Source organism: Bacillus sp. N447-1, assembly GCF_022701035.1.
Taxonomy (GTDB): Bacteria; Bacillota; Bacilli; order Bacillales; family Bacillaceae_G; genus Bacillus_A; species Bacillus_A cereus.
In genome coordinates, this window is the sequence record NZ_CP065509.1 from 3908925 (window position 1) to 3934021 (window position 25097).

The following is a 25097-nucleotide window of genomic DNA, read 5'->3' on the forward strand; positions in this document are numbered from 1 at the left end:
TTAAGTGTGCGGTCTAACTGTAATTCCATCAAATAAGTCTTTCCAAAATGCTTCATTGTATTGGTATACATCCATAATAGGACATTTCATAACGCAAATACGTTGTAATCCCCAATCTTCTTGGGTGATAGTTGGTATATCGGCAGGAATTAGTAACAGGACAGAGAATGTATGTGTAACGATTTGAGATAAAATTTGTTCTAGGGAACATGCTTCTTCATATGTTCCTCCAGTTCGAATAAATAATATGGATTCTGCCGTTTCAATTGTAGCTAGAAAACGATTAATACGATGTTCATAGTTTAACTTAATTTCTGTATAAGAAGGCCAAGAAGTTGGTGTGTTTACATCTGTTTTAAAGTCATGACAGGAGTCAATTTCATAAAGGTTGTCCCTTAATCTTAATTTTGCATCATCATCCCAAAATGAGATGAAGGATAAATTTTCGAAATTTAAAAAGCGGTCAAATCGATTTTGTAATAATACATTCACTTTTTCTAATGAGGGGCTTAGCATAAAATCAATAACGCCAAAAAATGGTGATAATTCTAATTGATATAATGCCCAAGCGGGCCAGCAGTTTTGTCCTAAGCTGAATACCGCATTATATTCTTTTTTTATATCGGATAGATTCATGTGATTTATCTCATCCTTTTTGTTAATATTTTATGCCATTCAAAAATGGTATGTGAATAAAGATAGACAAGCATATTTGCAAAGAATAAGCAGAAATATGTTACAATAGAAAAAAATCGAACGAGGTGGTTGTTACGATGCGATCGAAGCGAGAACAAGCCATTTTAGACAATATAAAAGAATGGGAAGCGCAATTAGTTGAGCAAGAAGCGACCGATTTTCAAAAAGTGTTTGATAAATGGTTACATGCTACAGTTGCGAAATTACCTGAGAAAAAGCGAAAAGAATTCTTCACGAAAGCAGATGGATGGCTCTTTCATTTGCATGCATTTATTCAAAGTTCACAAGCACAGTTAGATGCACGTAATCGGATTTTAGGAACATCAAGGTTATTTGATGAATCGATTGAACAGCTTGAAGATTTGAAAGCATTATCTATTGATCAATTAACATACATAGCAGAGCAGCAAACAGCACGTCATCGTCTATATTCATTTGTACAAGGTGGGGCAACAGGTGCTGGAGGTTTATTATTATTAACGGCGGATTTTCCGGTTATGATTGCATTAAATGTGAAGGCAGTCCAACTTATTGCAACATCATTTGGACATGATGTGAACAAGCCGTATGAAATGATGCTTGCGTTAAAGGTGTTTCATGCGTCATTACTACCAGGAAGACTTCAGCAATATGCATGGTACAATTTATTGCAAGAGCTGGAGCAAGAAGATTCGTTCTTTTACGAAGGAGACGAAGCAGTGCTACAAACAGCTTCTACTGAGGTTGTGTTAAAACAAATTTTGAAGACATTTTCGATTTATGCTCTTCGTCGTAAATTATTCCAAGGTATACCGGTAATTGGAATGGCAATTGGATCTACAGTGAATTATCGTTTAACAAGAAACGTTACTGAATTTGCAAATAGATTTTATCAAGTGCGCCATATAGTCGAGAAAGAAAAAAGAGCATAAAAAAAGCGAGAGGCCGAAGCCTTTCGCTTTTTTAATTCGTTGCATGTTTTTTGGACATTGGAACAGATACTGGCTGCTTTTCTGCTGTTTTTTCTGTTTTTGGATAATAAATTAAATCCAATGTTTTTGCCTGTACGGCAATCGAAAGAATAGTAAAAGCAATTTCTGTCCAATTTAAATAATATAATGAAAGCGCAAGAACAATCGCGTCAAAGACGAAGAAAATTTGCCCAATTGTAAAACGAGTTCGTTTACTTAATACAATTGTTAAAATATCGTCTCCACCGGTTGCACCGCCAAATCGTAATATAAAACCGAGTCCAATACCAGCTAACGCACCGCCAACTACTGCAGCTATAAATAAGTTATTTGATAAATCTACCGTAAATGGAGAATAATTTTCCATAAAGGAATAAAATACTCCGAATGAAATTGAACCTAGGAATGAATAACCAACCATTTTTCTACCTAAAAATGAAGCGCACAGTAAAATAATTGGGATATCCATTAATACAGTTGAAATAGATGGTGAAATATCATAAAAGTTTTGAATGAATAGTGCAATTCCTACAAATCCACCTTCTGTTAAGTGGTTTTGGAAGTGAATGTGATATAGCGCTGCTGCTAAAATAAATGAACCGATTAAAACCATAAAAATTTCTTTAATAATTTGCCGACTTTGGATGTTCCTCATCGTTATTCCTTCTTTCCGTAGTTAGTAGTCCTTTTTGTGTTGTAAACTAACTACGAGCTCACATGTAGCTTTCAGTTAGTTTACGAAAAAACTAACTACGCTATATGTCGCTGAAGAAATAACGAATAATCCTCTCGTCCATCAATTCTCCCTACCTTCGTTTTAGTTTAAGTCTTAAAACGACTAAACAAAACGTGGAGTAGGATTCGTCATTTAGCAATCCTGCTCTTCTTTGTTTTGTTTAGTTAGTAACAATTAAGTCCTAAACAAAACGCTATGTGTAAGAAGAGTCTTTTTTTTGCCAAATTATCCTTCGGGCAATCATAATTTCCCCACTCTCGTATTTTTTTCGCTAGACTAAAGTATCTGAGCTGAAAAATACGCTACGTGTATGATTCGTCAATACGATGCCACATGCTCCTTCGAGCGATCATGATATCAAAATCCCTTCCTTCAAGATTTATACTATTATATCATACTTTTAAAAAATGTATGCGGATGGAAACCGACAATAAACGGAGGGAATCTACAAAAAATGTTATGTTTAAATATTTTTGTAGAAAAGCCTAAGTTATTTCGGAGGATTGGACAGTTTATAACGGTTTGTCCAATAAGTAAGAAAAAAAGGGTTTTATTCCGTTGTGTTCTTTTCATCACTTTTATCTTTAAAAAACGCATCCCAACTAATCACACTTAAAAAAGTTAAAGTGATAATAACGAAAGCACGCATAATTTTTAAACCTCCTTTTGTACATAGTATATGAATCATTCGATTCAGAATGTGTCATTTTTTTACAAGTCTTAACTATTATGAGAGTATATTAATATAGATAGATGAAGGGGAGAGTGAAGGTATGCTAAAAGACATGTTCAAAAGAAAAGAATTAATATGCATTTCATGTCAGAAAAAAATTCAATATGAAGAAGAGCTTGTTGCTTTTGTAAAGTTGCCGAAAGAAGTATATTAGTTGGTCCATTCGATGTATGTTTGGCGAAAACAGCACAAGAAATATATTGTAAATCATGTTATGACAAAAAAAGCATGACCCAAAGTTATTGAGGGGCATGCTTTTTTCATTGGTGTGCTTTCCCCTCAGATACATTTTGAGTGAGTCGATACCAAAGCCAAAGGTCATTAATGATGGAAGCAAGATCGGCAATTTCTGAATTTAGTTTACAAGAAACTTCGAAGTCTTCTTCGTTATTTAAATAATGTTGTTTTGTATTAATATAGTGCTCAAGTTCTTTTATACGATCAGGAATTTTCCCGCGAACTTGTTCCCATTTTAGTAAAATAGCATGTTGCATTTTTTCGGGGATTTCTTCCCAGTCTTCTTGTAAATGTGGAATTTCAATTCCTAGATGTTCATCGTATAAGAAATACTTTTCCATAAGTTCACCCCCGTTTTCCTGCTTATATTGTACATAAAAACAGAAAGAAGTTCGACGAAATTGTTTGAAAAAATTTGAAAATGACTCTTGATACATTTTGTGAAAGGTGGTAAAGTGTGAATTATTATAAAAGAAAATGAATATTTATTCTTTAGGGGGATGCAAAATGGAGAAGAAAAAAGTTGTATTAGCATATTCCGGAGGTCTTGATACTTCCGTTGCAATTAAATGGTTACAAGAGAAGAATTATGATATTATCGCGCTTTGTTTAGACTTAGGGGAAGGTAAAGACTTAGCATTTGTAAAAGAAAAGGCACTTTCAGTAGGTGCAATTAAATCATATATGATTGATGTTCAAGAAGAATTTGCAAACGAATATGCATTGATGGCGATGCAAGCACACACATTATACGAAGGGAAATACCCTCTTGTCTCTGCATTATCTCGTCCGCTTATTGCGAAGAAATTAGTAGAAATCGCAGAACAAGAAGGCGCAACTGCAGTTGCACACGGATGTACAGGGAAAGGAAATGATCAAGTTCGTTTTGAAGTTTCTATTCAAGCATTAAATCCTTACTTAGAAGTGATTGCACCTGTACGTGAATGGAAGTGGTCACGTGAAGAAGAAATTGCATATGCAAAAGAAAACGATGTACCAATTCCGATTAATTTAGATAGCCCGTTTTCAATCGATCAAAACTTATGGGGACGCAGCAACGAATGTGGAATTTTAGAAGATCCATGGGCAGCGCCGCCAGAAGATGCATATGAGATGACATTGGCATTAGAAGATACACCGAATAAACCAGAGTTTGTAGAAATCGGATTTGAAGCAGGCGTACCGACTACTTTAAATGGCACTGCATATTCACTTGCAGAATTAATTAAAACGTTAAATGCGCTTGCTGGAAAACACGGCGTTGGACGTATTGATCACGTAGAAAATCGTCTTGTCGGTATTAAATCTCGTGAAGTATACGAATGCCCAGCAGCAATGACGTTAATCACTGCGCATAAAGAGTTGGAAGATTTAACACACGTAAAAGAAGTAGCACATTTTAAACCAGTGATTGAACAGAAAATAACAGAACTTATTTATAATGGTTTATGGTTCTCACCTTTAAAACAAGCGCTTCATGCATTTTTACAAGAAACGCAAAAGAATGTAACAGGTACAGTGCGTGTGAAATTATTTAAAGGTCATGCGATTGTAGAAGGACGTAAATCTGAATACTCTTTATACGATGAAAAATTAGCAACATATACTGCTCAAGATGAATTTAATCATGATGCAGCAGTTGGATTCATTTCATTATTCGGTTTACCGACGAAAGTATACAGCCAAGTGAATCAAAAGAAGGTGGAAGCGTGAGCAAACTTTGGGGCGGACGTTTTACAGAAGAAGCGGAAGCGTGGGTTGAAGAGTTCGGAGCATCCATCTCCTTCGATCAACAATTAGTAAATCAAGATATAAAAGGAAGTATTGCGCACGTCACGATGCTAGCAAAGCAGGGCATCGTGACGAAAGAAGAAGCAGAGAAAATAAAGATAGGTCTTCAATATTTATTGAAAGAAGCAAAAGAGAATAAGCTACAATTTTCAGTAGAAGCAGAAGATATTCATTTAAACATCGAAAAAATGTTAATTGAACAAATTGGCGAAGTAGGAGGAAAACTTCACACTGGCCGAAGTCGTAATGATCAAGTAGCGACAGATATGCATTTGTATTTAAAAGAAAAGGTAGAACATATTATAAAAGCTACAAAACAATTGCAAACTGTTCTTGTTCAACAAGCAGAAAATAATATTGAAACCATTATGCCGGGCTATACGCACTTGCAGCGTGCCCAGCCGATTTCATTTGCTCATCATATTCTCGCTTACTTTTGGATGTTAGAGCGTGATGTGAATCGTTATGAAGATTCGTTAAAACGTATTAACATTTCGCCATTAGGAGCAGGAGCGTTAGCTGGAACGACATTCCCCATTGACCGAGAGTATAGTGCGGAGCTTCTTGGATTTAATGGAATCTATGAAAATAGTTTAGATGCAGTAAGCGATCGTGATTTCATACTGGAGTTCCTAAGTAACTCCTCTATGCTTATGATGCACTTATCACGCTTTTGCGAAGAACTTATTTTATGGAGTAGCCAAGAGTTTCAATTTATTGAAATGAGCGATCAATATGCAACGGGAAGCAGCATTATGCCGCAAAAGAAAAACCCGGATATGGCGGAACTAATCCGTGGTAAAACAGGCAGAGTATACGGTAATTTATTCAGTTTACTCACAGTAATGAAAGGATTACCGCTCGCTTACAATAAAGACTTACAAGAAGATAAAGAAGGAATGTTTGATACAGTTAAAACAGTAGAAGGATGCCTTCATATTATGGCGGGCATGCTTGAAACGATGACTGTAAACAAAGAAAAAATGGGGCAAGCTGTGACGCAAGATTTCTCCAACGCAACAGAAATTGCTGACTATTTAGCGAACAAAGGACTACCATTCCGTCAAGCTCATGAAATTGTTGGAAAGTTAGTGCTATATTGCACACAAAAAGGAATTTATTTATTAGATGTCTCTCTTGAAACATATAAAGAAATGAGCTCCTTATTTGAAGAAGATTTGTATGAAGTGCTGTCACCATATGCAGCTGTAAAGCGTCGTAACAGTGCTGGCGGGACTGGGTTTGAACAAATCAAAAACGCTTTGGAGAAGGCGAAGGGGTTAACGAAAGAAGTTATTAAGAATTGAGTTGGGAAGTACGCCAGTCTAGTAAAGTCTGGCGTACTTTATTTTTTACTAGCATTTAAGTTACAATGTAGTAAAAAATAACAATTTAGGGGAAGTCTATGAAAAAAATAGTGTTGATCATTGTACTGTTAATTAGCTTAATTGCAAATGCTAAAGTGTTTCTTTTGGACAAATATATGTATGTTGGTGAAAAAGAAAAGCGAGAAGAAGCGGTTATCGCAACGATGTGGCATTTACAAGATAAAGGATATAAAGAAAGTGATATTTTATATATAAAACCGGCCTTTTATAGCAAAATGGATTCTTATGGTATGAATGTACAGTTTAAAGATGAACCAAATGAATCATATACATATAGAGTTTTAAAAGATGCGAAAACAAATAAACTAACTGTACACCAAGATAGCAATGAGTCTGGTGGTATGGGCGGGAAACATCAAGAGCTTAAATAAAGAAAGAAAACGACTGATGGCATTCGCCTGCAGTCGTTTTCTTTTAATCATACTTATGTCGATCTTCCGTAATTCGAATATACTCAATATCCATCAAATCACGAAGTAATGCACCATTACTTAGTTCAACGCCGTGCTTCTCTTTAAAATGAGTGCGAATCGTATCTAGCATTTCAATTTCTTTGCCGTTCACATCTAAAATAATGCGTTCAGAATCATCCATATAGCATCCTCCTTTTTTACACATATATATTTTGTCCGTCTATTTCTAAAAAATGTATGTTAACGTAATGTTAGGAAATAAGAAAGGGATGGAAAATGAGACGTATTTATTTTATAGGGCTAATTTTGTACACATTCATTGTATTACATGTTGCATTCCCAAATATCTTTTCATTTGAGGATTTAGAAACAGTACACGTTGCGATATTTATTTTTGCTCTATTTGTAGTAGATTGCTTTATTTCTATATGGCTTTCGAAAAGAAAAGATATACAAGGCAAAAAAGAAATGGAACGGAAAAAGAGAAAACGTTCCTTTTGGATGATGACATACTGTTTGTCTTTAGTGCTTACTGCTGCTTTTTTTAGTGAACATATTCCATTAGAAAGAGTAAATATTGGATTTGGAGCATTCGTATTCGCATACTATTTTTTTATGCACTTTCTTCCTTATATGAAAGAAAAGCGAGGAGAAGAGGAAAATCCGCTTGTAGAAGAAGAGAAAGAACAAGAGCATAAGAGAATAGAAGCGGATATAAAGAAACTTGGAGAACAAAAGTGGTATTTAAAATCAAAAATCATATACGTTCTTTGCTTTATTACGCCGCCAATTGGTTATTTGTATGTTTTCTTATTTCGTAAAAAAATGACAGAAGGTGCAAGGCGAACGTACTTAACGGTTGCGACGATTATGATGGCATTATGGTCTTTGAAGTTTCTTCCGCCTTATGTGTTGGCAATTACCGTTGTTGTCGTAGCATGTCTTTTGTTTATAGTGAAGTTTATAAAATGAAAAACACCAAGCCTATGTGGACTTGGTGTTTTATCTATAAATTAAAGCTCACCTTGCTCTTCATCACCACGAACAACAAGGACATCGCATTTCGCATAGCGAATAATATGTTCAGAGACGCTACCAATTAGGAAACGCTCAACAGCATTTAAACCAGTCGCACCACACATAATTAAATCTACTTTATGGTTTGGAGCGATTTCTTTTGAAATTTTTGATTTAGGATTACCGAATTCTAATACAGTTTCAATTTTTTCAAGACCAGCTTCAAGCGCAGTTTTTTTGTAGTCTTCTAATAGGTCTTCTGCAAATAGATTTGCACGTTCCGCAATTGCACGGCTATAAGCTTCTACTGCTGAGTATGCTTTTACATCAACGATATGAGCAATTGTTAATGTTGCATTGTTGCGCTTTGCGACTTGAATTGCTTTTTTAAAGGCTTTTTCTGCTTCTTTAGAACCATCCACCGCGATTAAAATATTTGTATATGTATTATTCATAGTAAATTCCTCCCAATCTGTTTTATAACTGTTTACAACTTAATTATAAAACAAATTTTGGTAACGTGCTTGCCAGAAACGTTACAGAATTTTGAAAACTCTGTTTCAATTCATTTTAGTTGTAATTGGAGCGAGAACTTGTTACATATGAAGTATAGCAATTTAAAAGGGGGCAGTTTTGTGAGACATGCGCTCATTACAGCCGGTACGAAAGGTTTAGGAAAGCAAGTAACAGAAAAGTTATTGGCTAAAGGCTATTCAGTAACAGTAACGTACCATAGCGATATCACGGCTATGGAAACGATGAAAGAAACATATAAAGATGTGGAAGAGCGTCTACAATTCGTGCAAGCGGATGTCACGAAAAAGGAAGATTTACATAAAATAGTAGAAGAAGCGATGAGCCGTTTTGGCAAAATTGACTTTTTAATTAATAATGCTGGTCCATATGTATTTGAACGAAAAAAGTTAGTTGATTATGAAGAAGATGAATGGAATGAAATGATTCAGGGAAATTTAACAGCGGTATTTCATTTATTAAAACTTGTCGTTCCGGTCATGAGAAAACAGAACTTTGGCCGTATTATTAATTACGGATTTCAAGGGGCGGATAGTGCACCGGGATGGATTTATCGTTCAGCTTTTGCCGCAGCGAAAGTAGGACTTGTTTCATTAACGAAAACAGTTGCTTATGAAGAAGCGGAGTATGGTATCACTGCGAACATGGTATGTCCTGGTGATATTATTGGCGATATGAAAGAGGCAACTATTCAAGAAGCACGTCAGCTGAAAGAGCATAACACACCGATTGGTAGATCTGGAACAGGTGAAGATATTGCAAGAACCATTTCGTTTTTATGTGAGGACGATTCCGATATGATTACCGGTACAATTATTGAAGTGACTGGTGCAGTGGATGTTATTCATAGACATCGATAGAATAAAATAAGATGAAGTTTCGAATAATTGGACAGTTTATCCATTGTGCTGAGAGGTGCGGATAATACTGTCCTTTAATATAAAATTAAATCTATCGGAAAACTCGTGTTATTTTTTTGTCAAATATTGAGATATTATGTTAAAATATAAGAGCGTAGAAAGCGCTTTAAAAAATGATTCAGGGGTCATTTCATAACTCAAGGGGGAACTAATCATGCGTATCGGTATTCCAACAGAAATTAAAAACAATGAAAACCGTGTGGCAATGACGCCAGCGGGAGCAGTACATTTAGTACAAAATGGTCACGAAGTTTTTGTTCAAAAAGGAGCAGGTTTAGGATCTGGCTTTACAGATGAAGAATACGTACAAGCTGGTGCGAAACTTGTAGAAACTGCTGAAGAAGCATGGAATCAAGATATGGTTATGAAGGTAAAAGAGCCAGTAGCAAGTGAATACGGCTATTTCCGTGAAGGCTTAATCTTATTCACATACTTACACTTAGCTCCAGAACCAGAATTAACGAAAGCATTAATCGATAACAAAGTTGCATCAATCGCATACGAAACAGTACAATTAGACAATCGTTCTTTACCATTACTTGCACCTATGAGTGAAGTGGCTGGTCGTATGTCTGCACAAATCGGTGCACAATTCCTTGAGAAAAACAAAGGCGGTAAAGGTATTTTACTTGCAGGCGTTCCAGGGGTAAAACGCGGCAAAGTAACAATCATTGGCGGTGGTCAAGCTGGTACAAACGCAGCTAAGATTGCAGTAGGTTTAGGTGCAGATGTAACAATCATTGACTTAAGTGCAGAACGTCTTCGTCAATTAGATGATATTTTCGGTAACCAAGTAAAAACATTAATGTCTAATCCATACAACATTGCAGAAGCTGTTAAAGAATCTGACCTTGTTATTGGAGCAGTATTAATTCCGGGTGCAAAAGCGCCAAAACTTGTAACTGAAGAAATGATTCAATCAATGGAACCAGGTTCTGTCGTTGTAGATATCGCGATTGACCAAGGTGGTATTTTCGAAACAACTGATCGTATTACAACTCATGACAACCCAACTTACGAAAAACATGGCGTTGTTCATTATGCAGTTGCTAATATGCCAGGTGCAGTTCCACGTACGTCAACTCTTGCATTAACAAACGTAACAGTACCATATGCAGTACAAATTGCTAACAAGGGCTACAAAGAAGCTTGCTTAGGCAACACTGCATTATTAAAAGGTATTAACACATTAGATGGTTATGTAACATTCGAAGCAGTTGCGGAAGCTCACGGCTTACAATACGCTGATGCAAAAGAGCTTCTTGAAAAAGCTCCTGCTTTATCATAATAGAAATACATTTGAGACCTTCCTTTTCGTGAGGAGGGTCTTTTTTATATGGAGAAATAACATGTGAATAATTGTTATTTATTGGTGTAAATCGATTTTTATTATGATAATTTAGAATTATATAATAAAAAGAGGGGATTCGATGGGGAGCAAAAAGAGGAAGAAAAAACAGGCAAAGAGACAAAGGTATATAAAGAACAAAAAGGAACAGAACATACCTTTTTCACAAAAAGTAGTCATTACGATAGAGAAAACATTTCGGTATATTTGTATGGCTCTGTATGTAATTTTGTGTATGTATTCATTTGGAGTGTTTTACAGTTTTGGGATAACTCCCAATATTATTGAGAGCATTCTAGAATTTATACTTGTTGTAATAGAATTAGCCTTATTCGTTATACTCGTTGCTACAGTATGGCCTAGTCATGAAAGTAAAAAAGATAGAAAAAGAAGCAAAAAATCTTCATACGCTTCAAGCTCATCAAGTGGATTCGGTGACTACAGTAGCAATGACTGTAGTAGCTCAAGTGATGGTGGAGGAGATTGCGGAGGTGGTGGAGATTAAGTTAGTTTTTTAGAAGAACGACTAATGAAAGGATGGGACGAAAGATGGAGACTGTGAACTTAATAGAATTAACAAAGGATATTAAAGATCAACATAAAAACTTCGTCGTTTCAAATATAAACAGTCATTGCTTACGAATCGCTGTATTTACTGGTGAATATGATTGGCACTATCATTCTAATTCGGATGAATTATTTATTGTGTTAGAGGGAGAATTACTTATTGATTTTGAAGATGGAGAAACAGCGGTTTTAAAGCCAAATGATTCAATCTTAATTCCAGCATGTAAGATTCATAGAACGAGAGCATTAAAGAGAACTGTAAATCTTTGTTTTGAACATATAGAGGCGGATACGATTAAAGTGGAGCAATTATGAAAAAATTATCCGTAGCCGAGTATAGAAAAATCCTTCCGATTTTAGAAAGTCATACAAAAACGACGACGTTTGCTTATGCGGTATGTGATCAAGTGATAGATGGTGAGGTTTTTGCAAACGAGAAATTAACAGCAGGATTAATTATTACAGCTAACGGTATCTATTATTTATTTGGTGATACTGATGATCAAAATTATAACGAAGAGTTATTTTCATATTTAAAAACAGCTATTGAGAAAACAGAGAAGAGATTTACACTCTTTACTTCAAGTGAAGATTGGGAAATGATGTTAGAAGAGCGTTTTAGTAATACACTTCGGAACATCCCGCGAATGAAATTTCAAAGAGTAACCTTTGAGGAGAGAAAACGAGATTGTAACAAAAATACATATGAAGTGAAGCGTATTGATAGAAGAGATATAGAGCGAAGCAGTGAATTTACAGAGGAGTACTACAAAGAATATTGGGGATCAAAAGAAACGTTTTTAAACGGTGGTTTTGGATTTTGTATAGAACTAGAAGGAATGATTGTAGCGGAATGTGTTTCAATATTTAGTGGGAACGGATTTGCTGAAATTGATATTGTGACGCATAAAGCATATCAAGGGAAAGGATTAGCCCAAGCTGTTGCAGCAAGGTTTATTGAACATTGCATACAAAATGATATTATACCGTGCTGGGATTGTTATGTAGACAATATTCCTTCGCAAAAATTAGCTAGTAAATTAAGTTTTTATCATCCAATAGAATATAGATTGTTTGTACGTAAGAAAACGGGGGAATAAAAATGAATGTGGAGTTAACGAGATTTAAAGTGAAACAAGATAAAAGTCATCGTGTAGATGAATGGATGCAGCTTCTGAATGACAATATGAAAGAAGTACTTTTGACATTAAACGACGAAAAGATGTACGTTGAGACAATTTTCCGGGAAATAAGAGATGGAGAAGAGTACTTATATTGGTATTCTGTGCAAGGAGAAGCTGGGGCTCTTGTCGAAAATTCTCATTATGAAATTGATAAAAAGCACTTGGAATTTTGGTATGAGTGTATTGATGAAGAAGCACCCTCTGTTGATATGAAAACAGAAGTCGTTATGATTCAAGATGTTGTGAAGGACGCGATGAAATAATAGAATAGTATTTCAGAGAAGCGCATCAAAATGGATGTGCTTTTTATTATGAAACAATTTATAAAAGCTGCATTTGGATGTCTTTAAGTGAAAATAAAGAGGGATACTGAGAATATTTTAGGATAAACTATAAAGTGAAACTTTAATCAGTGTGGGGTTCATCCCCCATCTAACTTCTTGCTTCCGCTGAATTTTGATGTGAGGTCTTACTGCCCGTTAATGCGGGATAAAGAAATAAAAAACACCAAACCAAAAGACCTACCAATATACGGTGTAGTCGTAACAGGCAAAACAGAGGATTTACAAAGTTTACAAGGAGCACCATATATTAAGGCTGCTGTAAGAGGTGTAACAGTTGAGAAATATTGATTACAAGCAATTAATGTGAATAATCAGAAAATTTATGTTATAATATGGGAAAAGGAGGTTTATATGAGGCAAATACATGGAGCAATTTATATTTACATAACAATGTTTTTCGTGGCGGTATCCTATGGATTGGGGCACGTGTATTCGCATCCTATACTAACTTTTTTAAGCGGAGCATGTATGGCGTTTGCGCTTCTTGTCCACCTTTTCTCAGTTTGGATCGTGAAATTTCAATTAAATATTAGTGAAATAGAAGAAGGCACTTTTTGAGTGGCCTTCTTTTTTTAATAATATTTTGGAAGTTCTTGTAGCAATTTTTCAATTTCGCATTCTGTTTCTTCGCATATAGAAAGCTTGCGCAGTCTGAAAAATAAGCTGCGTAAGAAAGATTTTATATTTCCGTATAGAAACTCGTATGATTCAATATGTAATGTTTGTTTTTGAACGGGTAATTGAGCTACTAAATCACGAAGGGCTAATATGAGTGCTTCTTCCTTTAAGCCATTTTGTAGCATTGCGACAATCGGATAAACGATACGTTCATCTTCTTCATATTTGTAATAGATGGAATGAACACAAACTTTGTTTAATAAAGTTTGTAATATTTCTTCGTAATATAAAGTTTCCAGTTTAGGACTATTCACAAGCGCCTCAAATGTATCAGAAGCATGAGCGATACTATGTGCCCAGCCGTGTTTTTGCACATATCCCCGGAAATCATGTTCGTTGTTCATATATAGAATTAGTTGATCTTTTACATTTGAAATATCAGTCTGTGATAAGAAATTATGATTTGTATCAGCATCAATAATGAGGGCAATTAATAATGTTGTAAATGCTCGGGTAAATACCGCATCTTCATCATCTGAATGAATCTTATACAATAAATATTTTTCACCGATGCTTTCTAATAATAGTTTCTGTAATTGTGTGTGTGAAAGGTATTCCTTCTTGATGAGATGAAAAAAAGTAGAGTAGATGAGTTTGTCCCTTAAATAGCTATCAGTATCGCCAATTTGCTCAAGCATATTGGAACTTAAAGAATCAATGTTAAGTGTGTTATCCAGTATGTAATTATTATTACGAATTTCTTCTAACTGTTGTTGTAACATATAAACCCCCTATTTTAGAAAATTCTGTATTTTAATAGTATAATAGAAGGAAGAAATAGACAATAAATAAGTGCATTTGAATGGAGGGGCATGATGAAGAGAGCGTTATTCTTTTTCATTAGTATTTTCTTTTTAGGAAGCTGCTCGATTTGGTATTTTACTTTTTCTAGCGAGAGCAAAAGTTGGACTGGACAATATAAAGGGCATATTAAGGATGACAGTGAAGATGGAATGTTTACGTTTCAATATAAGGGTGGGGATGGAAAGACAGAATTTAAAAACTTAGAGATTGCTGTTAATGGAGCCTTTAGTACAATGACACAAACGTCAGAAGTTCATAGAGGAGCAAAGGTTGAAATGAAGTCTTCTTGTGTAAGTTGCGCGCCTATCTCTAAAGATGAACCTATAGAAGTTGTGATTAAATGGGATGATAAGTATGAGGAGAAGATGGTGTTAAATTTGAAATAGCCTAGAGTAAGGAGTTAAAAATGAATAGGCATATGAAAATTGTTATGTTTTTAAGTGTATTTCTAGTCGTATTATCAGCGTGTGATACAAAACAAGTAGAGCAAGTAACGGTAAAAGAAGTACCTAAAGAAGGGTATATCATATTAAGAAATGACACGATGTTTTTTGCCGATGATAAAACGATTGAAACAAAAGTAGAGTTGCAACATTATATAGAACAACAAATGAATAAAGAGCATCCAGCACATATAGTCTTGAGCTTTAAGGACAAAGACGCATATAAACAGTTAAAAACAGGGGATAAAATAAAAGTATGGTTTTCTCAAATACTTGAAAGTTATCCAGCAAAAATGATTGTAGAGAAATTTGAAATAGTAGGGAAATAGAAAAAGGCAGCACTCCCGCTGCCTTTTTCTATTATTTTACAAATTGTAACTCTTTCGGGAATTTCGTTAAAATTTCTGATCCGTCTTTTGTGATGTAAATATCATCTTCAATACGAACGCCACCTACGTTTGGTACGTAAATACCAGGTTCGATTGTGAAGACCATACCTTCTTTTAATGGAGACTCGTTACCAGCTTTTACATCTGGATATTCGTGTACGCTAATTCCAAGTCCATGACCAAGTCGGTGTGGGAAGAAGTCTCCGTAACCTGCATCTGCAATAACAGAACGAGCAGCGTTGTCGATTGCGCCAAGTGTAACACCTGGTTTACATGCTTCAACTGCTTGTAGTTGTCCAGCAAGTACGGTGTTGTAAATACGAGTTTGTTCTTCAGAAATCTCGCCGAATGCCACTGTACGTGTAATATCAGAGCAATAACCGTCAATGATTACGCCTAAATCAAATAGTACGAAATCACCGCGTTTCATTTTGTTTGCGCCAGGAATACCGTGTGGAAGAGCTGAGTTCGCACCTGCTAATACCATCGTATCAAATGACATTTTATGTATGCCTTTTGTTTTTAATTCGTGTTCAATAATTGCTAATACTTCTAGTTCACTACGATCTTCTTTAATTGCATTTACACCAACTTCAACAGCATAGTCCGCCATTTTAGCTGCTTCGCGTAAAATAGAAAGTTCTTTTTCATCTTTAATTAAACGAAGTTCGCGAACTTTCTCCTCAGCTGATTTGAAAGCTGCATTTGGGAATAATTTCGTTAATTCTTCGTAGCGCTCTACGTTTAAATGTTCTTTTTCAATTGCAACTGCATTTGCATTGATGCCGCGGTCTTTAATTGCTTTTGCAATCATATCCCATGGTCTGTCAGTATCAGTAAATCCGATAATTTCATGTGCCCAGCCAGCGTTACGTGCTTGACCTTCTTCCATTTTAGGGCAAATTAAAATAGGTTCTTTTTCTTGGAATACAAACATACCAAGTAATCTTTCGTGTGGTTCACAGTGGAAGTTTGTCATGTAGAAGACGTTTGGTGTAGAAGTTAAGAACGCAGCTTCTACGTTTTTTTCTTTTAGCCATTGCATTAAATTTTCTAATCTAGCATTCATCGATTGGCACCCCCGAGATATTTAATTACAAATATAACTTTAACTCGGAAGAAAGCGTTATGACAAGTAAATAGATGTTAGAAAAGACAGGGAATTGAAAAATCATGTAGAATACAAAGTGAGAGTGTGAACAGGGGAGGAATGTAATAATGAAAGTATCTTATCATGGACATTCAGTTGTGAAAATTGAGGCGAATGAAAAAGTTATTTTAATTGACCCGTTTTTAACAGGTAATCCGAAAACAGATTTAAAAGCTGAAGATGTAAAAGTGGATGCAATTCTTTTATCGCATGGACACGGTGATCATGTTGGAGATACAGTAGAACTTGCGAAGAAAAATAATGCAGTTGTTGTAGCGCCATTTGAACTAGCAACATTTTTAAGTTGGCAAGGTGTAAATACACACCCGATGCATATTGGTGGTTCACATGAATTTGACTTCGGAAAAGTGAAGTTTACACAAGCATTCCACGGCTCTAGTTATATTGATGAAGAAAATAAGACGATTACATATACAGGTATGCCAGCAGGTATTTTATTTACAGCAGAAGAGAAAACTGTATACCACGCAGGAGATACTGCACTATTCTCTGATATGAAGTTAATTGGGGAATTAAATAAAGTTGATCTAGCATTTTTACCAATTGGTGATAATTTCACAATGGGACCAGAAGATGCTGTACTAGCGGCAAAATGGATTAATGCGAAAACTGTTGTACCGATGCATTACAATACGTTCCCAGTTATTGAACAAGATCCATATCAATTTGTAGAAAAGCTACAAAATTGTACAGGGAAAGTATTAGAAGCTGGAGAAAGTATTACACTATAGAAAAGAAACCCTTCATTTGAAAAGAAAAGTGAAGGGTTTTTTACGTGTGTAGGACAGCTTTTAATGCTTGTATTTGTTTTGGTGATTCTTCTCTTTTGGTACGTGGTTGTTCAGGTGTTTCATTCAATTCCATTGCAACTTTTTTCCCATCTACGAAAGCTAAAAATACAGCACCTACAACCTCTAAAAGTTTTTTCATCATGTGTTCGCTCCTTTGTTTTATTTCTTGTCTTAATTGTATAGGCAATTAAGTGGGCGAACTATCGAATGAGATGACAATAGCATTACATTGTTGTAATAGAATGACTGGTGGAATGTAAGCGTCATTTTGTTATAAAAAAAATAGTACAGGTATGCAAAGAGAGAGTGTAACAGTTTTGAAAATATAGTATACTGAAAGTACAACACATGAAGAATTTAGGGAAAAGAAAGTATGGTGAAACCATTTGGCTACCAAGCATAACCAAATTTTAGAACATATTAATAGCCTGCCAGTAGGCCATAAAATTTCTGTAAGACAAATTGCGAAAGATTTGAGTGTAAGTGAAGGGACCGCTTACCGTGCAATTAAAGATGCAGAAAATAAAGGATATGTTAGTACAATTGAACGTGTCGGAACAATTCGAATTGAACAAAAGAAGAAAGAGAATATCGAAAAACTGACATATGCAGAAGTCGTTAACATTGTCGACGGTCAAGTACTTGGAGGCAGAGAAGGACTACATAAAACATTAAATAAATTCGTAATCGGAGCTATGAAATTAGAAGCGATGATGCGCTATACAGAAGCTGGGAATTTACTCATTATTGGTAACCGTACCAATGCACATGAATTAGCGCTAGAAACTGGAGCGGCTGTATTAATTACGGGCGGATTTGATACGGAAGATCATGTGAAGAAATTAGCAGACGAATTAAAGCTGCCGATCATTTCAAGTAGCTACGATACATTTACGGTCGCAACGTTAATTAATCGTGCAATTTATGACCAACTTATTAAGAAAGAAATTGTACTCGTTGAAGATATTTTAACGCCAATTGAAGAAACGTTATATTTAAAGCCGAGTGATACAGTACAGCAATGGCATGCATATAACGAAGAGACAATGCACGGAAGATATCCAATTGTCGATGAAAGTAACAAAGTACTAGGAATCGTAACTTCAAAAGATATGATCGGAGTAGCGAAAGAAACACCAATTGATAAAGTAATGACAAAACATCCAATTACAGTGAACGGTAAAATGTCTGTCGCAGCTGCGGCACGTATGATGGTGTGGGAAGGAATTGAATTACTTCCTGTCGTTGAGGAAGGAAACAAACTGCAAGGTATTATTAGCCGTCAAGATGTACTTCAGGCACTGCAAATGATTCAACGTCAGCCACAAGTTGGAGAAACCATTGATGATATTGTAACGAATCAATTTATGACACCAAAAGAAGCGAAGAATGAGCATCTATATCAATTTTCGGTGACGCCGCAAATGACGAACTCAATCGGGACGTTATCGTACGGTGTATTTGCAACAATTGTGACAGAAGCGACAAATCGCGTCATTCGTGCGCAAAAGAAAAGTGATTTAATTGTTGAAAACTTAACGATTTATTTCGTAAAGCCGGTTCAAATTGATAATGTTGTATCTGTTCATCCGAAAGTATTAGAAATTGGACGTAAATTTGGTAAGGTCGATGTAGAGGTGCATCATGAAGGTAATGTTGTTGGAAAAGCATTACTTATGGTTCAGTTAATCGATAAATAAAAAGATGGAACAAATCGTTTTGATTTGTTCCATCTTTTTTTGTTGTTTTAAATTTGAAAGGTATGATTTTAGATGGGAGTTTTGGTGAAATATGTATGGGATGGAGTGGAAAAGTAATGTGAGAAAAGACGGAATAATAATTCAATTCAGTTGTATATTGTGTTATGATTATATTGTAAGAAAATGGAATTTCGAGAGGTGGTATACATTATGTCGTCAGCCGTACTCTTTTTTGGTAGTATCGCACTATTTTACTTTCTTGTAATGATACCGATTCAATATTTATATTTACAAGGTTTACATGAAAAAAAGGAAAAGACAGGATTATCTCAGCGAGAGCTATATGAAAAAATGTCTTTTGGAGAAGAACAATTACATTTTCACGTACAAGGGAACCCATTTAATATACCATCTGCGTTTGTTGCGTATATGATTTTGAAAGTTAAGGGACGTAAAAAAGCATCACAATATTGATGCTTTTTTACGTTGCTTCATAGACTTCAGCTTCTTTAACTGCTAATGGCAAGAAATGTTTGTATTGGCGAAACCCGTTAAATACACTTGCACTACCAAATAGAACGAATAAAACACCAACGATAATACGAGCGGTTGAAAGTTCTAAAAAGAATTGGTTTATCCCGAAAAATAAAACGAATGAACCGAGTGCCATTGCGGATTTTCCTGAGAGCCAACCTTTCTCCATTGGGCGGTTTGTACGAAAGTATTTTGTTTTGTAAAAGAGGTACAACATAAATGAGACGATAATACAGAAGACTAATACTGGCATAATGAACACTCCCATCGCTTTGTGAAAAATAATAGAAAAGAAAAAGAAATATCTAAACTTTCTAACTTTTATTATAAAGCAATTGTTCGCATGTATGAAATACTTTCCGTTATAATGAGGATAAAGTGAAGAAGTTGATTAAAAAGGAGATTATACATATGCATGAGCAAATTTTAGGAGCAATTAAAGAGTTTGATACAATTATTATTCATCGCCACGTGCGTCCGGATCCAGATGCGTTAGGTTCACAGGGGGGTCTTGGTACAATTCTACAAGAATCGTTTCCAGAGAAAAATATTTATACGGTTGGGTACAATGAGCCGTCACTAGCATACTTACGAGTAATGGATGATATTGAAGATAGTGTATACGAAAATGCGCTTGTTATTGTTTGTGATACTGCGAATCAAGAACGTGTTGACGATCAACGCTATACAAAAGGGAAGATGTTAATTAAAATTGATCATCATCCAAATGAAGATCCATATGGAGATATTACGTGGGTAGATACGACAGCGAGTTCTACAAGTGAAATGATTTATGAGTTTTATAACTATGGAAAAGATAAAGGATTAAAAATAACAAAAGAAGCAGCCCGCCTTATTTTAGCAGGAATTGTTGGAGATACAGGTCGTTTCTTATTCCCGAATACGACAGCAAAAACACTTCGTTACGTAAGTGAGCTTGTTGACATGGGTGTGAAATTCACAGATTTATACAATGAGATGTATAAGACAAAAGAAAAAATTGCTCGTTTAAACGGTTATATTTTACAAAACTTTACGATGGTAGAAGAAGGAGCAGCTTACATTAAATTAACGAAAGAAGTATTAGAAGAGTTTGATGTACTTCCTTCTGAAGCATCTGGTGTTGTTGGAGCGCTTGGCAATATTGATGGATTAAAGGCGTGGGTTCTATTTTTAGAGGAAGACGACGTAATTCGTGTTCGTCTTCGTTCAAAAGGACCAGTTATAAACAAATTAGCAATGCAATATAACGGCGGGGGGCATCCGATGGCTTCTGGTGCGAAGGCATCTTCTTGGGAAGAAGCGGATCGTCTTTTTGCTGATTTACGTGAGATTTGTAAATAAGAGACTATATGTTAGAACGAAAAGAAGGAGCGGCGCTAAAGCCCTCCTTCTTTATTTTTCTTTCTCTATAGTAATGCTAATTTCAAGCACTGTATCAAAAGATATTGTATCGACTTTAAAACGGTATAGCCGATCGTAATGTTTGTACGTTTTATTTTCGATTACCTTTTTAAGTAGGTCTTTATTTTTTGCGATACTTTGAATGTTTTTCGTTAAAAGATGTTGGAGGTCATTATGAATAGATGTAGTCATATTTTCGAGTGTGAGATTGTCTAAATCGTATTTTTCTCGATTAATAAGTTTTATTTTAATCTCTTGAATGGTTAAGAGCCGTTTATTTTCAGTGTTCAATTTTTCTTGATCTTCGAGAAGGACGTGGAGCTTTGCTTCTTGTTTTTCTATAATTTCTCTTTGTTCTGCTATTTTACTAGCTTGTTCTTCTTGAAAAACACCGTATATGTACAAAAAAATAAACCAGCTCAACACGCCTCCAACAGCAGCCCCAGCTAATACTAAGTACCATCTTTTTGCTGTATTGGCACTTGGTACTCTCATACATGTTCCTGCGTTAGCCATTTAATAATAATGAGACCTGTTTGCATACCACCAGTTGCGAAAAAAATAAGGAGAATTTGCTTTACGATATCTTTCATATCTCCGCCAAAGAAACTTCTTTCAAAGCTATAAAAGGTATCGAATGTTCCGCCGATTGCTGCAACGAGTGCCCAAATTCTTAAATTTTGGGCGAATTGATTAATGTAAGTTAGAGCTGGTTTTCCGATAAGAAACGCACCAAATCCACCAATTAATGAACCGCCAAGTATAACCCCAAAGGCAATAAAATAACTAATAATAAGCAGAGAGAAAAAAGTATGTTCTCTTACATCCATCGTCATTCCCCTTTCTTCTTCATATATATGGACAAAGTATAAGAAGTATGTTTTGATTTCCGCTTTCCTCATCACCTATAATAAAAGTAGTCAAATAGGTAAAGAGAGGGTACAACAGTGAAGTTTGTGCATTTACAATGTCAAACCGTTTTTAGTTTATTAAAAAGTGCTTGTAAAATTGATGAGCTTGTAGTCAGGGCGAAAGAACTCGGTTTTTCATCGCTGGCTATTACGGATGAAAATGTTATGTATGGCGTTATTCCGTTTTATAAAGCATGTAAGAAACATGGTATACAGCCCGTTATTGGATTAACCGCTTCTATTTTTAGTGAAGAAGAAGAAAGGTCTTATCCGCTTGTATTACTTGCTGAGAATGAAATAGGCTACCAAAATTTATTAAAGATTTCTAGCAGTATTATGACAAAGTCCAAAGAAGGTATTCCTAAGAAGTGGCTTGCGCATTATGCGAAAGGATTAATTGCAATTTCACCAGGTAAAGATGGCGAAATTGAGCAATTATTACTAGAAGACAATGAGAGTCAGGCTGAAGAAGTAGCTCGCACGTATCAAAATATGTTTGGCCATTTTTATATGAGTTTGCAGCATCATGCGATTCAAGATGAGTTGCTTTTACAAGAGAAACTACCTGAATTTATTAGTAGGGTTAATATTCCAGTCGTTGCAACAAACGATGTGCGCTATATCAATCAAAGTGACGCGCTTGTTCACGAATGTTTACTATCTGTTGAAAGTGGAACGAAAATGACTGATCCAGATAGGCCGAGGCTGAAAACAGATCAGTATTATTTAAAGTCATCGGATGAAATGGAAGCACTATTTTCCCATGCGCCGGAAGCAATCCAAAATACAATAAAAATTGCAGAGCGTTGCCAAGTAGAAATACCGTTCCATGTAAATCAACTTCCGAAGTTTCCTGTTCCGTCTAATGAAACGAGTGATATATACTTGCGTCGTGTTTGTGAAGAAGGTTTGCGGAAACGATATGGTGAACCGAAAGAAGTGCATATAAAGCGTTTGGATCATGAATTAAATGTTATTTCTCGTATGGGATTTAGTGATTATTTCCTCATCGTATGGGATTTTATGAAGTATGCACATGAAAATCATATTCTAACAGGACCAGGTCGTGGATCGGCAGCTGGTTCACTCGTTTCATACGTATTAGAAATTACAGATATTGATCCAATTGAATACGATCTATTATTTGAAAGGTTTTTAAATCCTGAACGTGTGACGCTTCCCGATATTGATATTGATTTTCCAGACGTAAGACGTGATGAGATGATTCGCTATGTGAAAGATAAATACGGTCAGCTCCGTGTTGCGCAAATTGTAACGTTTGGTACGCTTGCAGCAAAAGCGGCAATTAGAGACATTGCCCGCGTAATGGGGCTTCCGCCGCGAGATATTGATATATTTTCAAAACTTATTCCATCAAAGCTTGGTATAACGTTAAAAGATGCATATGAAGAATCACAATCACTTCGTGAGTTTATACAAGGGAATCTTCTGCATGAGCGTGTATTTGAAATCGCAAAACGTGTAGAAGGTTTACCACGTCATACGTCTATTCATGCGGCTGGTGTTATTATGAGTCAAGAACCGCTAACAGGAAGTGTAGCAATTCAAGAAGGACATAACGATGTTTATGTTACGCAATATCCAGCCGATGCGCTAGAAGAACTTGGTTTGCTTAAGATGGACTTTTTAGGATTACGTAATTTAACGTTACTTGAAAATATTATAAAATTTATCGCGAACAAAACAGGGAAAGAAATCGATATAAGAAACTTACCTCTTCAAGACGAAAAGACGTTCCAATTATTAGGGAGAGGGGATACAACAGGTGTATTCCAGCTTGAGTCGGGTGGTATGCGAAATGTACTTCGCGGGTTAAAACCGAATGAGTTTGAAGATATCGTAGCTGTTAACTCGTTATATAGACCAGGACCGATGGAACAGATACCGACTTTTATTGAATCGAAACATGGAAAAAGAAAAATTGAATATTTACATCCGGATTTAAAGCCAATTTTAGAAAGAACATACGGCGTCATTGTATACCAAGAACAAATTATGCAAATTGCATCGAAGTTAGCTGGTTTTTCGCTCGGAGAAGCAGATTTACTGCGCCGTGCGGTGAGTAAAAAAAATCGTGATATTTTAGATCAGGAACGTAAGCATTTCGTCCAAGGATGTTTGCGAAATGGTTATGATGAGACATCCGCAGAGAAAATTTACGATTTAATTGTAAGATTTGCGAATTACGGTTTTAACCGAAGTCACGCTGTAGCTTACAGTATGATCGGATATCAGCTTGCCTATTTGAAAGCGAATTATACGCTGGAATTTATGACGGCATTATTATCAAGCGCAATTGGAAATGAAGATAAGATTGTACAGTATATACGAGAAACGAAGCGGAAAGGTTTTCACGTTTTGCCACCGTCTCTTCAGAGGAGTGGCTACAACTTCCAAATAGAAGGGAATGCGATACGTTACAGTTTACTTTCGATCCGAAATATTGGAATGGCTACAGTGACGGCATTATTAGAAGAACGAGAGAAAAAAATGTTCGAAGATTTATTTGAATTTTGTCTTCGTATGCCGTCAAAGTTCGTAACGGAGCGTAATTTAGAAGCTTTCGTCTGGTCGGGATGTTTTGACGATTTTGGTGTTTCGAGAACGAATTTATGGAAAAGTATTAAAGGGGCGTTAGAGTACGCGAATCTCGCACGTGATTTAGGAGATGCTGTTCCAAAATCAAAATATGTACAAGGAGAAGAGTTATCTTTTATTGAACAACTAAACAAAGAGAAGGAAGCGCTTGGCTTTTATTTATCAAGTTATCCGACAGCGCAATATGTGAAGTTAGCAAAAGAATTAGAAATTCCATCTCTCGCTCAGGCGATGCGACACAAGAAAAAAGTACAAAGAGCTATTGTATATATAACAAGTGTGAGAGTGATTCGTACGAAAAAGTTTCAAAAGATGGCATTTATTACATTCTGTGATCAAAATGATGAAATGGAAGCGGTCCTCTTCCCGGAAACGTATATACATTTCTCGGATAAGTTGCAAGAAGGAGCAATTGTTTTAGTTGACGGTACGATTGAGCTAAGAAATCATAAGCTGCAATGGATTGTAAATGGACTATATCCGCTAGAGGAAATGGATGTTTATGAAGAAAAGAAAGATGCATCTGTTTACGTGAAATTGCCGTCTCAGTATGAGAAAAAGCTTTTAAATCAGGTTACGAAAATATTGTTCGACTATTCAGGTTTTGCGAAAGTACTAATTTATTATGAAAAGGAACATAAAATGGTACAATTATCTCGGAGTTTATCGATTCATCCAAGTGAAGAATGTTTAGGAGCACTTCGTGAAATTGTCGGGGAAGAAAATGTAGTTGTGAAAATATAATGGACAATTTCCCTACACTTCGATTATTATAGTAGTAGTGTTCGTGGTCAG

The 25097-nt window shown here is 35.6% G+C and carries 30 protein-coding genes and 2 pseudogenes; 21 read left to right on the forward strand and 11 right to left on the reverse strand.

Translation table 11 applies throughout. The features are described from left to right. Positions 1-636, reverse strand: a complete 636-nt coding sequence (locus IQ781_RS19815) for a DUF1796 family putative cysteine peptidase (RefSeq protein ID WP_001053729.1) — start codon at positions 634-636, stop codon at positions 1-3. Between the two features lie 137 nt (positions 637-773). Between IQ781_RS19815 and IQ781_RS19820 the strand changes: the two genes are divergently transcribed. After that, on the forward strand, positions 774-1607 hold the full coding sequence (locus IQ781_RS19820; RefSeq protein WP_001256850.1) for an EcsC family protein: 834 nt from the start codon (positions 774-776) through the stop codon (positions 1605-1607). A 31-nt stretch (positions 1608-1638) separates the two neighbouring features. Here IQ781_RS19820 and IQ781_RS19825 read toward each other — a convergent pair whose 3' ends face one another. Further along, on the reverse strand, positions 1639-2301 hold the full coding sequence (locus IQ781_RS19825; protein ID WP_001244515.1) for a YitT family protein: 663 nt from the start codon (positions 2299-2301) through the stop codon (positions 1639-1641). A gap of 854 nt (positions 2302-3155) precedes the next feature. Here IQ781_RS19825 and IQ781_RS19830 point away from each other — a divergent pair. Beyond that, positions 3156-3361: pseudogene (locus IQ781_RS19830) on the forward strand (hypothetical protein). A 14-nt stretch (positions 3362-3375) separates the two neighbouring features. Here IQ781_RS19830 and IQ781_RS19835 read toward each other — a convergent pair. Further along, on the reverse strand, positions 3376-3693 hold the full coding sequence (locus tag IQ781_RS19835) for a hypothetical protein (RefSeq protein WP_000417218.1): 318 nt from the start codon (positions 3691-3693) through the stop codon (positions 3376-3378). A 166-nt stretch (positions 3694-3859) separates the two neighbouring features. On the opposite strand from IQ781_RS19835, the gene IQ781_RS19840 reads away from it, so the two are divergent. The 3 genes from IQ781_RS19840 to IQ781_RS19850 all read left to right on the forward strand — a co-directional run bounded on the left by IQ781_RS19840 (position 3860) and on the right by IQ781_RS19850 (position 6902). Further along, positions 3860-5065, forward strand: a complete 1206-nt coding sequence (locus IQ781_RS19840) for an argininosuccinate synthase (protein ID WP_000412315.1) — start codon at positions 3860-3862, stop codon at positions 5063-5065. Further along, positions 5062-6450 (forward strand): argininosuccinate lyase, encoded by a 1389-nt coding sequence (gene argH / locus IQ781_RS19845; RefSeq protein WP_000041246.1) that lies wholly within the window; start codon positions 5062-5064, stop codon positions 6448-6450. The genes IQ781_RS19840 and argH overlap by 4 nt, the downstream gene beginning before the upstream one ends. Positions 6451-6548: 98 nt before the next feature. Continuing rightward, entirely contained in the window at positions 6549-6902 is a 354-nt protein-coding gene (locus IQ781_RS19850; RefSeq protein ID WP_000725032.1) for a DUF3139 domain-containing protein, read from the forward strand. Positions 6903-6945: 43 nt separating this feature from the next. Here IQ781_RS19850 and IQ781_RS19855 read toward each other — a convergent pair whose 3' ends face one another. Next, the gene (locus IQ781_RS19855; protein WP_000342760.1) at positions 6946-7125 is read right to left on the reverse strand and encodes a hypothetical protein; all 180 of its coding nucleotides are present in this window, start codon (positions 7123-7125) and stop codon (positions 6946-6948) included. Between the two features lie 95 nt (positions 7126-7220). On the opposite strand from IQ781_RS19855, the gene IQ781_RS19860 reads away from it, so the two are divergent. Next, positions 7221-7916, forward strand: a complete 696-nt coding sequence (locus tag IQ781_RS19860) for a hypothetical protein (protein WP_100651132.1) — start codon at positions 7221-7223, stop codon at positions 7914-7916. A gap of 41 nt (positions 7917-7957) precedes the next feature. Here the strand turns inward: IQ781_RS19860 and IQ781_RS19865 are convergent, their stop codons facing one another. Beyond that, positions 7958-8416 carry a universal stress protein gene (locus IQ781_RS19865; protein WP_001066673.1) on the reverse strand — a complete coding sequence of 153 codons (459 nt, stop codon included), beginning with the start codon at positions 8414-8416 and terminating at the stop codon, positions 7958-7960. Between the two features lie 147 nt (positions 8417-8563). On the opposite strand from IQ781_RS19865, the gene IQ781_RS19870 reads away from it, so the two are divergent. The 8 genes and pseudogenes from IQ781_RS19870 (at position 8564) to IQ781_RS19905 (ending at position 13416) form a co-directional block, all read left to right on the forward strand. After that, the gene (locus IQ781_RS19870) at positions 8564-9355 is read left to right on the forward strand and encodes an SDR family oxidoreductase (RefSeq protein WP_002024902.1); all 792 of its coding nucleotides are present in this window, start codon (positions 8564-8566) and stop codon (positions 9353-9355) included. 214 nt (positions 9356-9569) lie between these two features. Further along, positions 9570-10703 carry an alanine dehydrogenase gene (ald, locus tag IQ781_RS19875; protein ID WP_001219403.1) on the forward strand — a complete coding sequence of 378 codons (1134 nt, stop codon included), beginning with the start codon at positions 9570-9572 and terminating at the stop codon, positions 10701-10703. Positions 10704-10845: 142 nt separating this feature from the next. Beyond that, positions 10846-11268: a hypothetical protein gene (locus tag IQ781_RS19880; protein WP_242808154.1), complete on the forward strand. Its 423-nt coding sequence runs from the start codon at positions 10846-10848 to the stop codon at positions 11266-11268. 44 nt (positions 11269-11312) lie between these two features. Continuing rightward, positions 11313-11645, forward strand: a complete 333-nt coding sequence (locus tag IQ781_RS19885) for a cupin domain-containing protein (protein ID WP_000450925.1) — start codon at positions 11313-11315, stop codon at positions 11643-11645. Next, positions 11642-12430: a GNAT family N-acetyltransferase gene (locus IQ781_RS19890; RefSeq protein WP_139846856.1), complete on the forward strand. Its 789-nt coding sequence runs from the start codon at positions 11642-11644 to the stop codon at positions 12428-12430. The genes IQ781_RS19885 and IQ781_RS19890 overlap by 4 nt, the downstream gene beginning before the upstream one ends. 2 nt (positions 12431-12432) lie before the next feature. Beyond that, positions 12433-12777 carry a DUF6176 family protein gene (locus tag IQ781_RS19895; protein WP_063220476.1) on the forward strand — a complete coding sequence of 115 codons (345 nt, stop codon included), beginning with the start codon at positions 12433-12435 and terminating at the stop codon, positions 12775-12777. 228 nt (positions 12778-13005) lie between these two features. Further along, positions 13006-13146, forward strand: a pseudogene (locus IQ781_RS19900) (anti sigma factor C-terminal domain-containing protein); the annotation flags it as partial. A gap of 63 nt (positions 13147-13209) precedes the next feature. Then, positions 13210-13416, forward strand: a complete 207-nt coding sequence (locus IQ781_RS19905; protein WP_001248908.1) for a hypothetical protein — start codon at positions 13210-13212, stop codon at positions 13414-13416. Positions 13417-13430: 14 nt separating this feature from the next. Here IQ781_RS19905 and IQ781_RS19910 read toward each other — a convergent pair whose 3' ends face one another. Continuing rightward, the gene (locus IQ781_RS19910) at positions 13431-14258 is read right to left on the reverse strand and encodes a DUF2785 domain-containing protein (protein WP_000941475.1); all 828 of its coding nucleotides are present in this window, start codon (positions 14256-14258) and stop codon (positions 13431-13433) included. Between the two features lie 93 nt (positions 14259-14351). On the opposite strand from IQ781_RS19910, the gene IQ781_RS19915 reads away from it, so the two are divergent. Together IQ781_RS19915 and IQ781_RS19920 are read left to right on the forward strand one after the other, a co-directional pair. Beyond that, a complete protein-coding gene (locus IQ781_RS19915; RefSeq protein WP_139846858.1) occupies positions 14352-14726 on the forward strand; it encodes a hypothetical protein in 375 nt (124 codons plus the stop codon). A 20-nt stretch (positions 14727-14746) separates the two neighbouring features. Further along, a complete protein-coding gene (locus tag IQ781_RS19920) occupies positions 14747-15112 on the forward strand; it encodes a DUF3221 domain-containing protein (RefSeq protein ID WP_001079376.1) in 366 nt (121 codons plus the stop codon). A gap of 31 nt (positions 15113-15143) precedes the next feature. Here IQ781_RS19920 and pepQ read toward each other — a convergent pair whose 3' ends face one another. Then, the gene (gene pepQ, locus IQ781_RS19925) at positions 15144-16241 is read right to left on the reverse strand and encodes a Xaa-Pro dipeptidase (RefSeq protein WP_000994026.1); all 1098 of its coding nucleotides are present in this window, start codon (positions 16239-16241) and stop codon (positions 15144-15146) included. Between the two features lie 149 nt (positions 16242-16390). Between pepQ and IQ781_RS19930 the strand changes: the two genes are divergently transcribed. Beyond that, the gene (locus tag IQ781_RS19930; protein WP_000868919.1) at positions 16391-17074 is read left to right on the forward strand and encodes a metal-dependent hydrolase; all 684 of its coding nucleotides are present in this window, start codon (positions 16391-16393) and stop codon (positions 17072-17074) included. A gap of 40 nt (positions 17075-17114) precedes the next feature. Here IQ781_RS19930 and IQ781_RS19935 read toward each other — a convergent pair whose 3' ends face one another. Then, positions 17115-17276, reverse strand: a complete 162-nt coding sequence (locus IQ781_RS19935) for a hypothetical protein (RefSeq protein ID WP_000976303.1) — start codon at positions 17274-17276, stop codon at positions 17115-17117. Positions 17277-17520: 244 nt separating this feature from the next. Between IQ781_RS19935 and IQ781_RS19940 the strand changes: the two genes are divergently transcribed. Both IQ781_RS19940 and IQ781_RS19945 read left to right on the forward strand, forming a co-directional pair. Further along, positions 17521-18834 carry a CBS domain-containing protein gene (locus IQ781_RS19940; protein WP_000201572.1) on the forward strand — a complete coding sequence of 438 codons (1314 nt, stop codon included), beginning with the start codon at positions 17521-17523 and terminating at the stop codon, positions 18832-18834. Between the two features lie 210 nt (positions 18835-19044). Continuing rightward, on the forward strand, positions 19045-19308 hold the full coding sequence (locus IQ781_RS19945) for a DUF3949 domain-containing protein (protein WP_000093045.1): 264 nt from the start codon (positions 19045-19047) through the stop codon (positions 19306-19308). Positions 19309-19315: 7 nt separating this feature from the next. Here IQ781_RS19945 and IQ781_RS19950 read toward each other — a convergent pair whose 3' ends face one another. Continuing rightward, complete coding sequence (locus tag IQ781_RS19950; RefSeq protein WP_001144776.1) at positions 19316-19621, reverse strand: YtpI family protein; 306 nt, start codon at positions 19619-19621, stop codon at positions 19316-19318. Positions 19622-19779: 158 nt separating this feature from the next. Between IQ781_RS19950 and IQ781_RS19955 the strand changes: the two genes are divergently transcribed. Then, a complete protein-coding gene (locus IQ781_RS19955) occupies positions 19780-20712 on the forward strand; it encodes a DHH family phosphoesterase (protein ID WP_000545136.1) in 933 nt (310 codons plus the stop codon). 51 nt (positions 20713-20763) lie between these two features. Here the strand turns inward: IQ781_RS19955 and ytrI are convergent, their stop codons facing one another. Next, positions 20764-21267, reverse strand: coding sequence for a sporulation membrane protein YtrI (gene ytrI / locus IQ781_RS19960; protein WP_001265736.1), 504 nt, complete (start codon positions 21265-21267; stop codon positions 20764-20766). After that, complete coding sequence (locus IQ781_RS19965; RefSeq protein ID WP_002005839.1) at positions 21264-21677, reverse strand: YtrH family sporulation protein; 414 nt, start codon at positions 21675-21677, stop codon at positions 21264-21266. Before IQ781_RS19965 ends, ytrI begins: the two co-directional genes overlap by 4 nt. A 42-nt stretch (positions 21678-21719) precedes the next feature. On the opposite strand from IQ781_RS19965, the gene dnaE reads away from it, so the two are divergent. Beyond that, positions 21720-25046, forward strand: a complete 3327-nt coding sequence (gene dnaE / locus IQ781_RS19970) for a DNA polymerase III subunit alpha (RefSeq protein ID WP_000673728.1) — start codon at positions 21720-21722, stop codon at positions 25044-25046. Positions 25047-25097 lie beyond the last annotated feature (51 nt).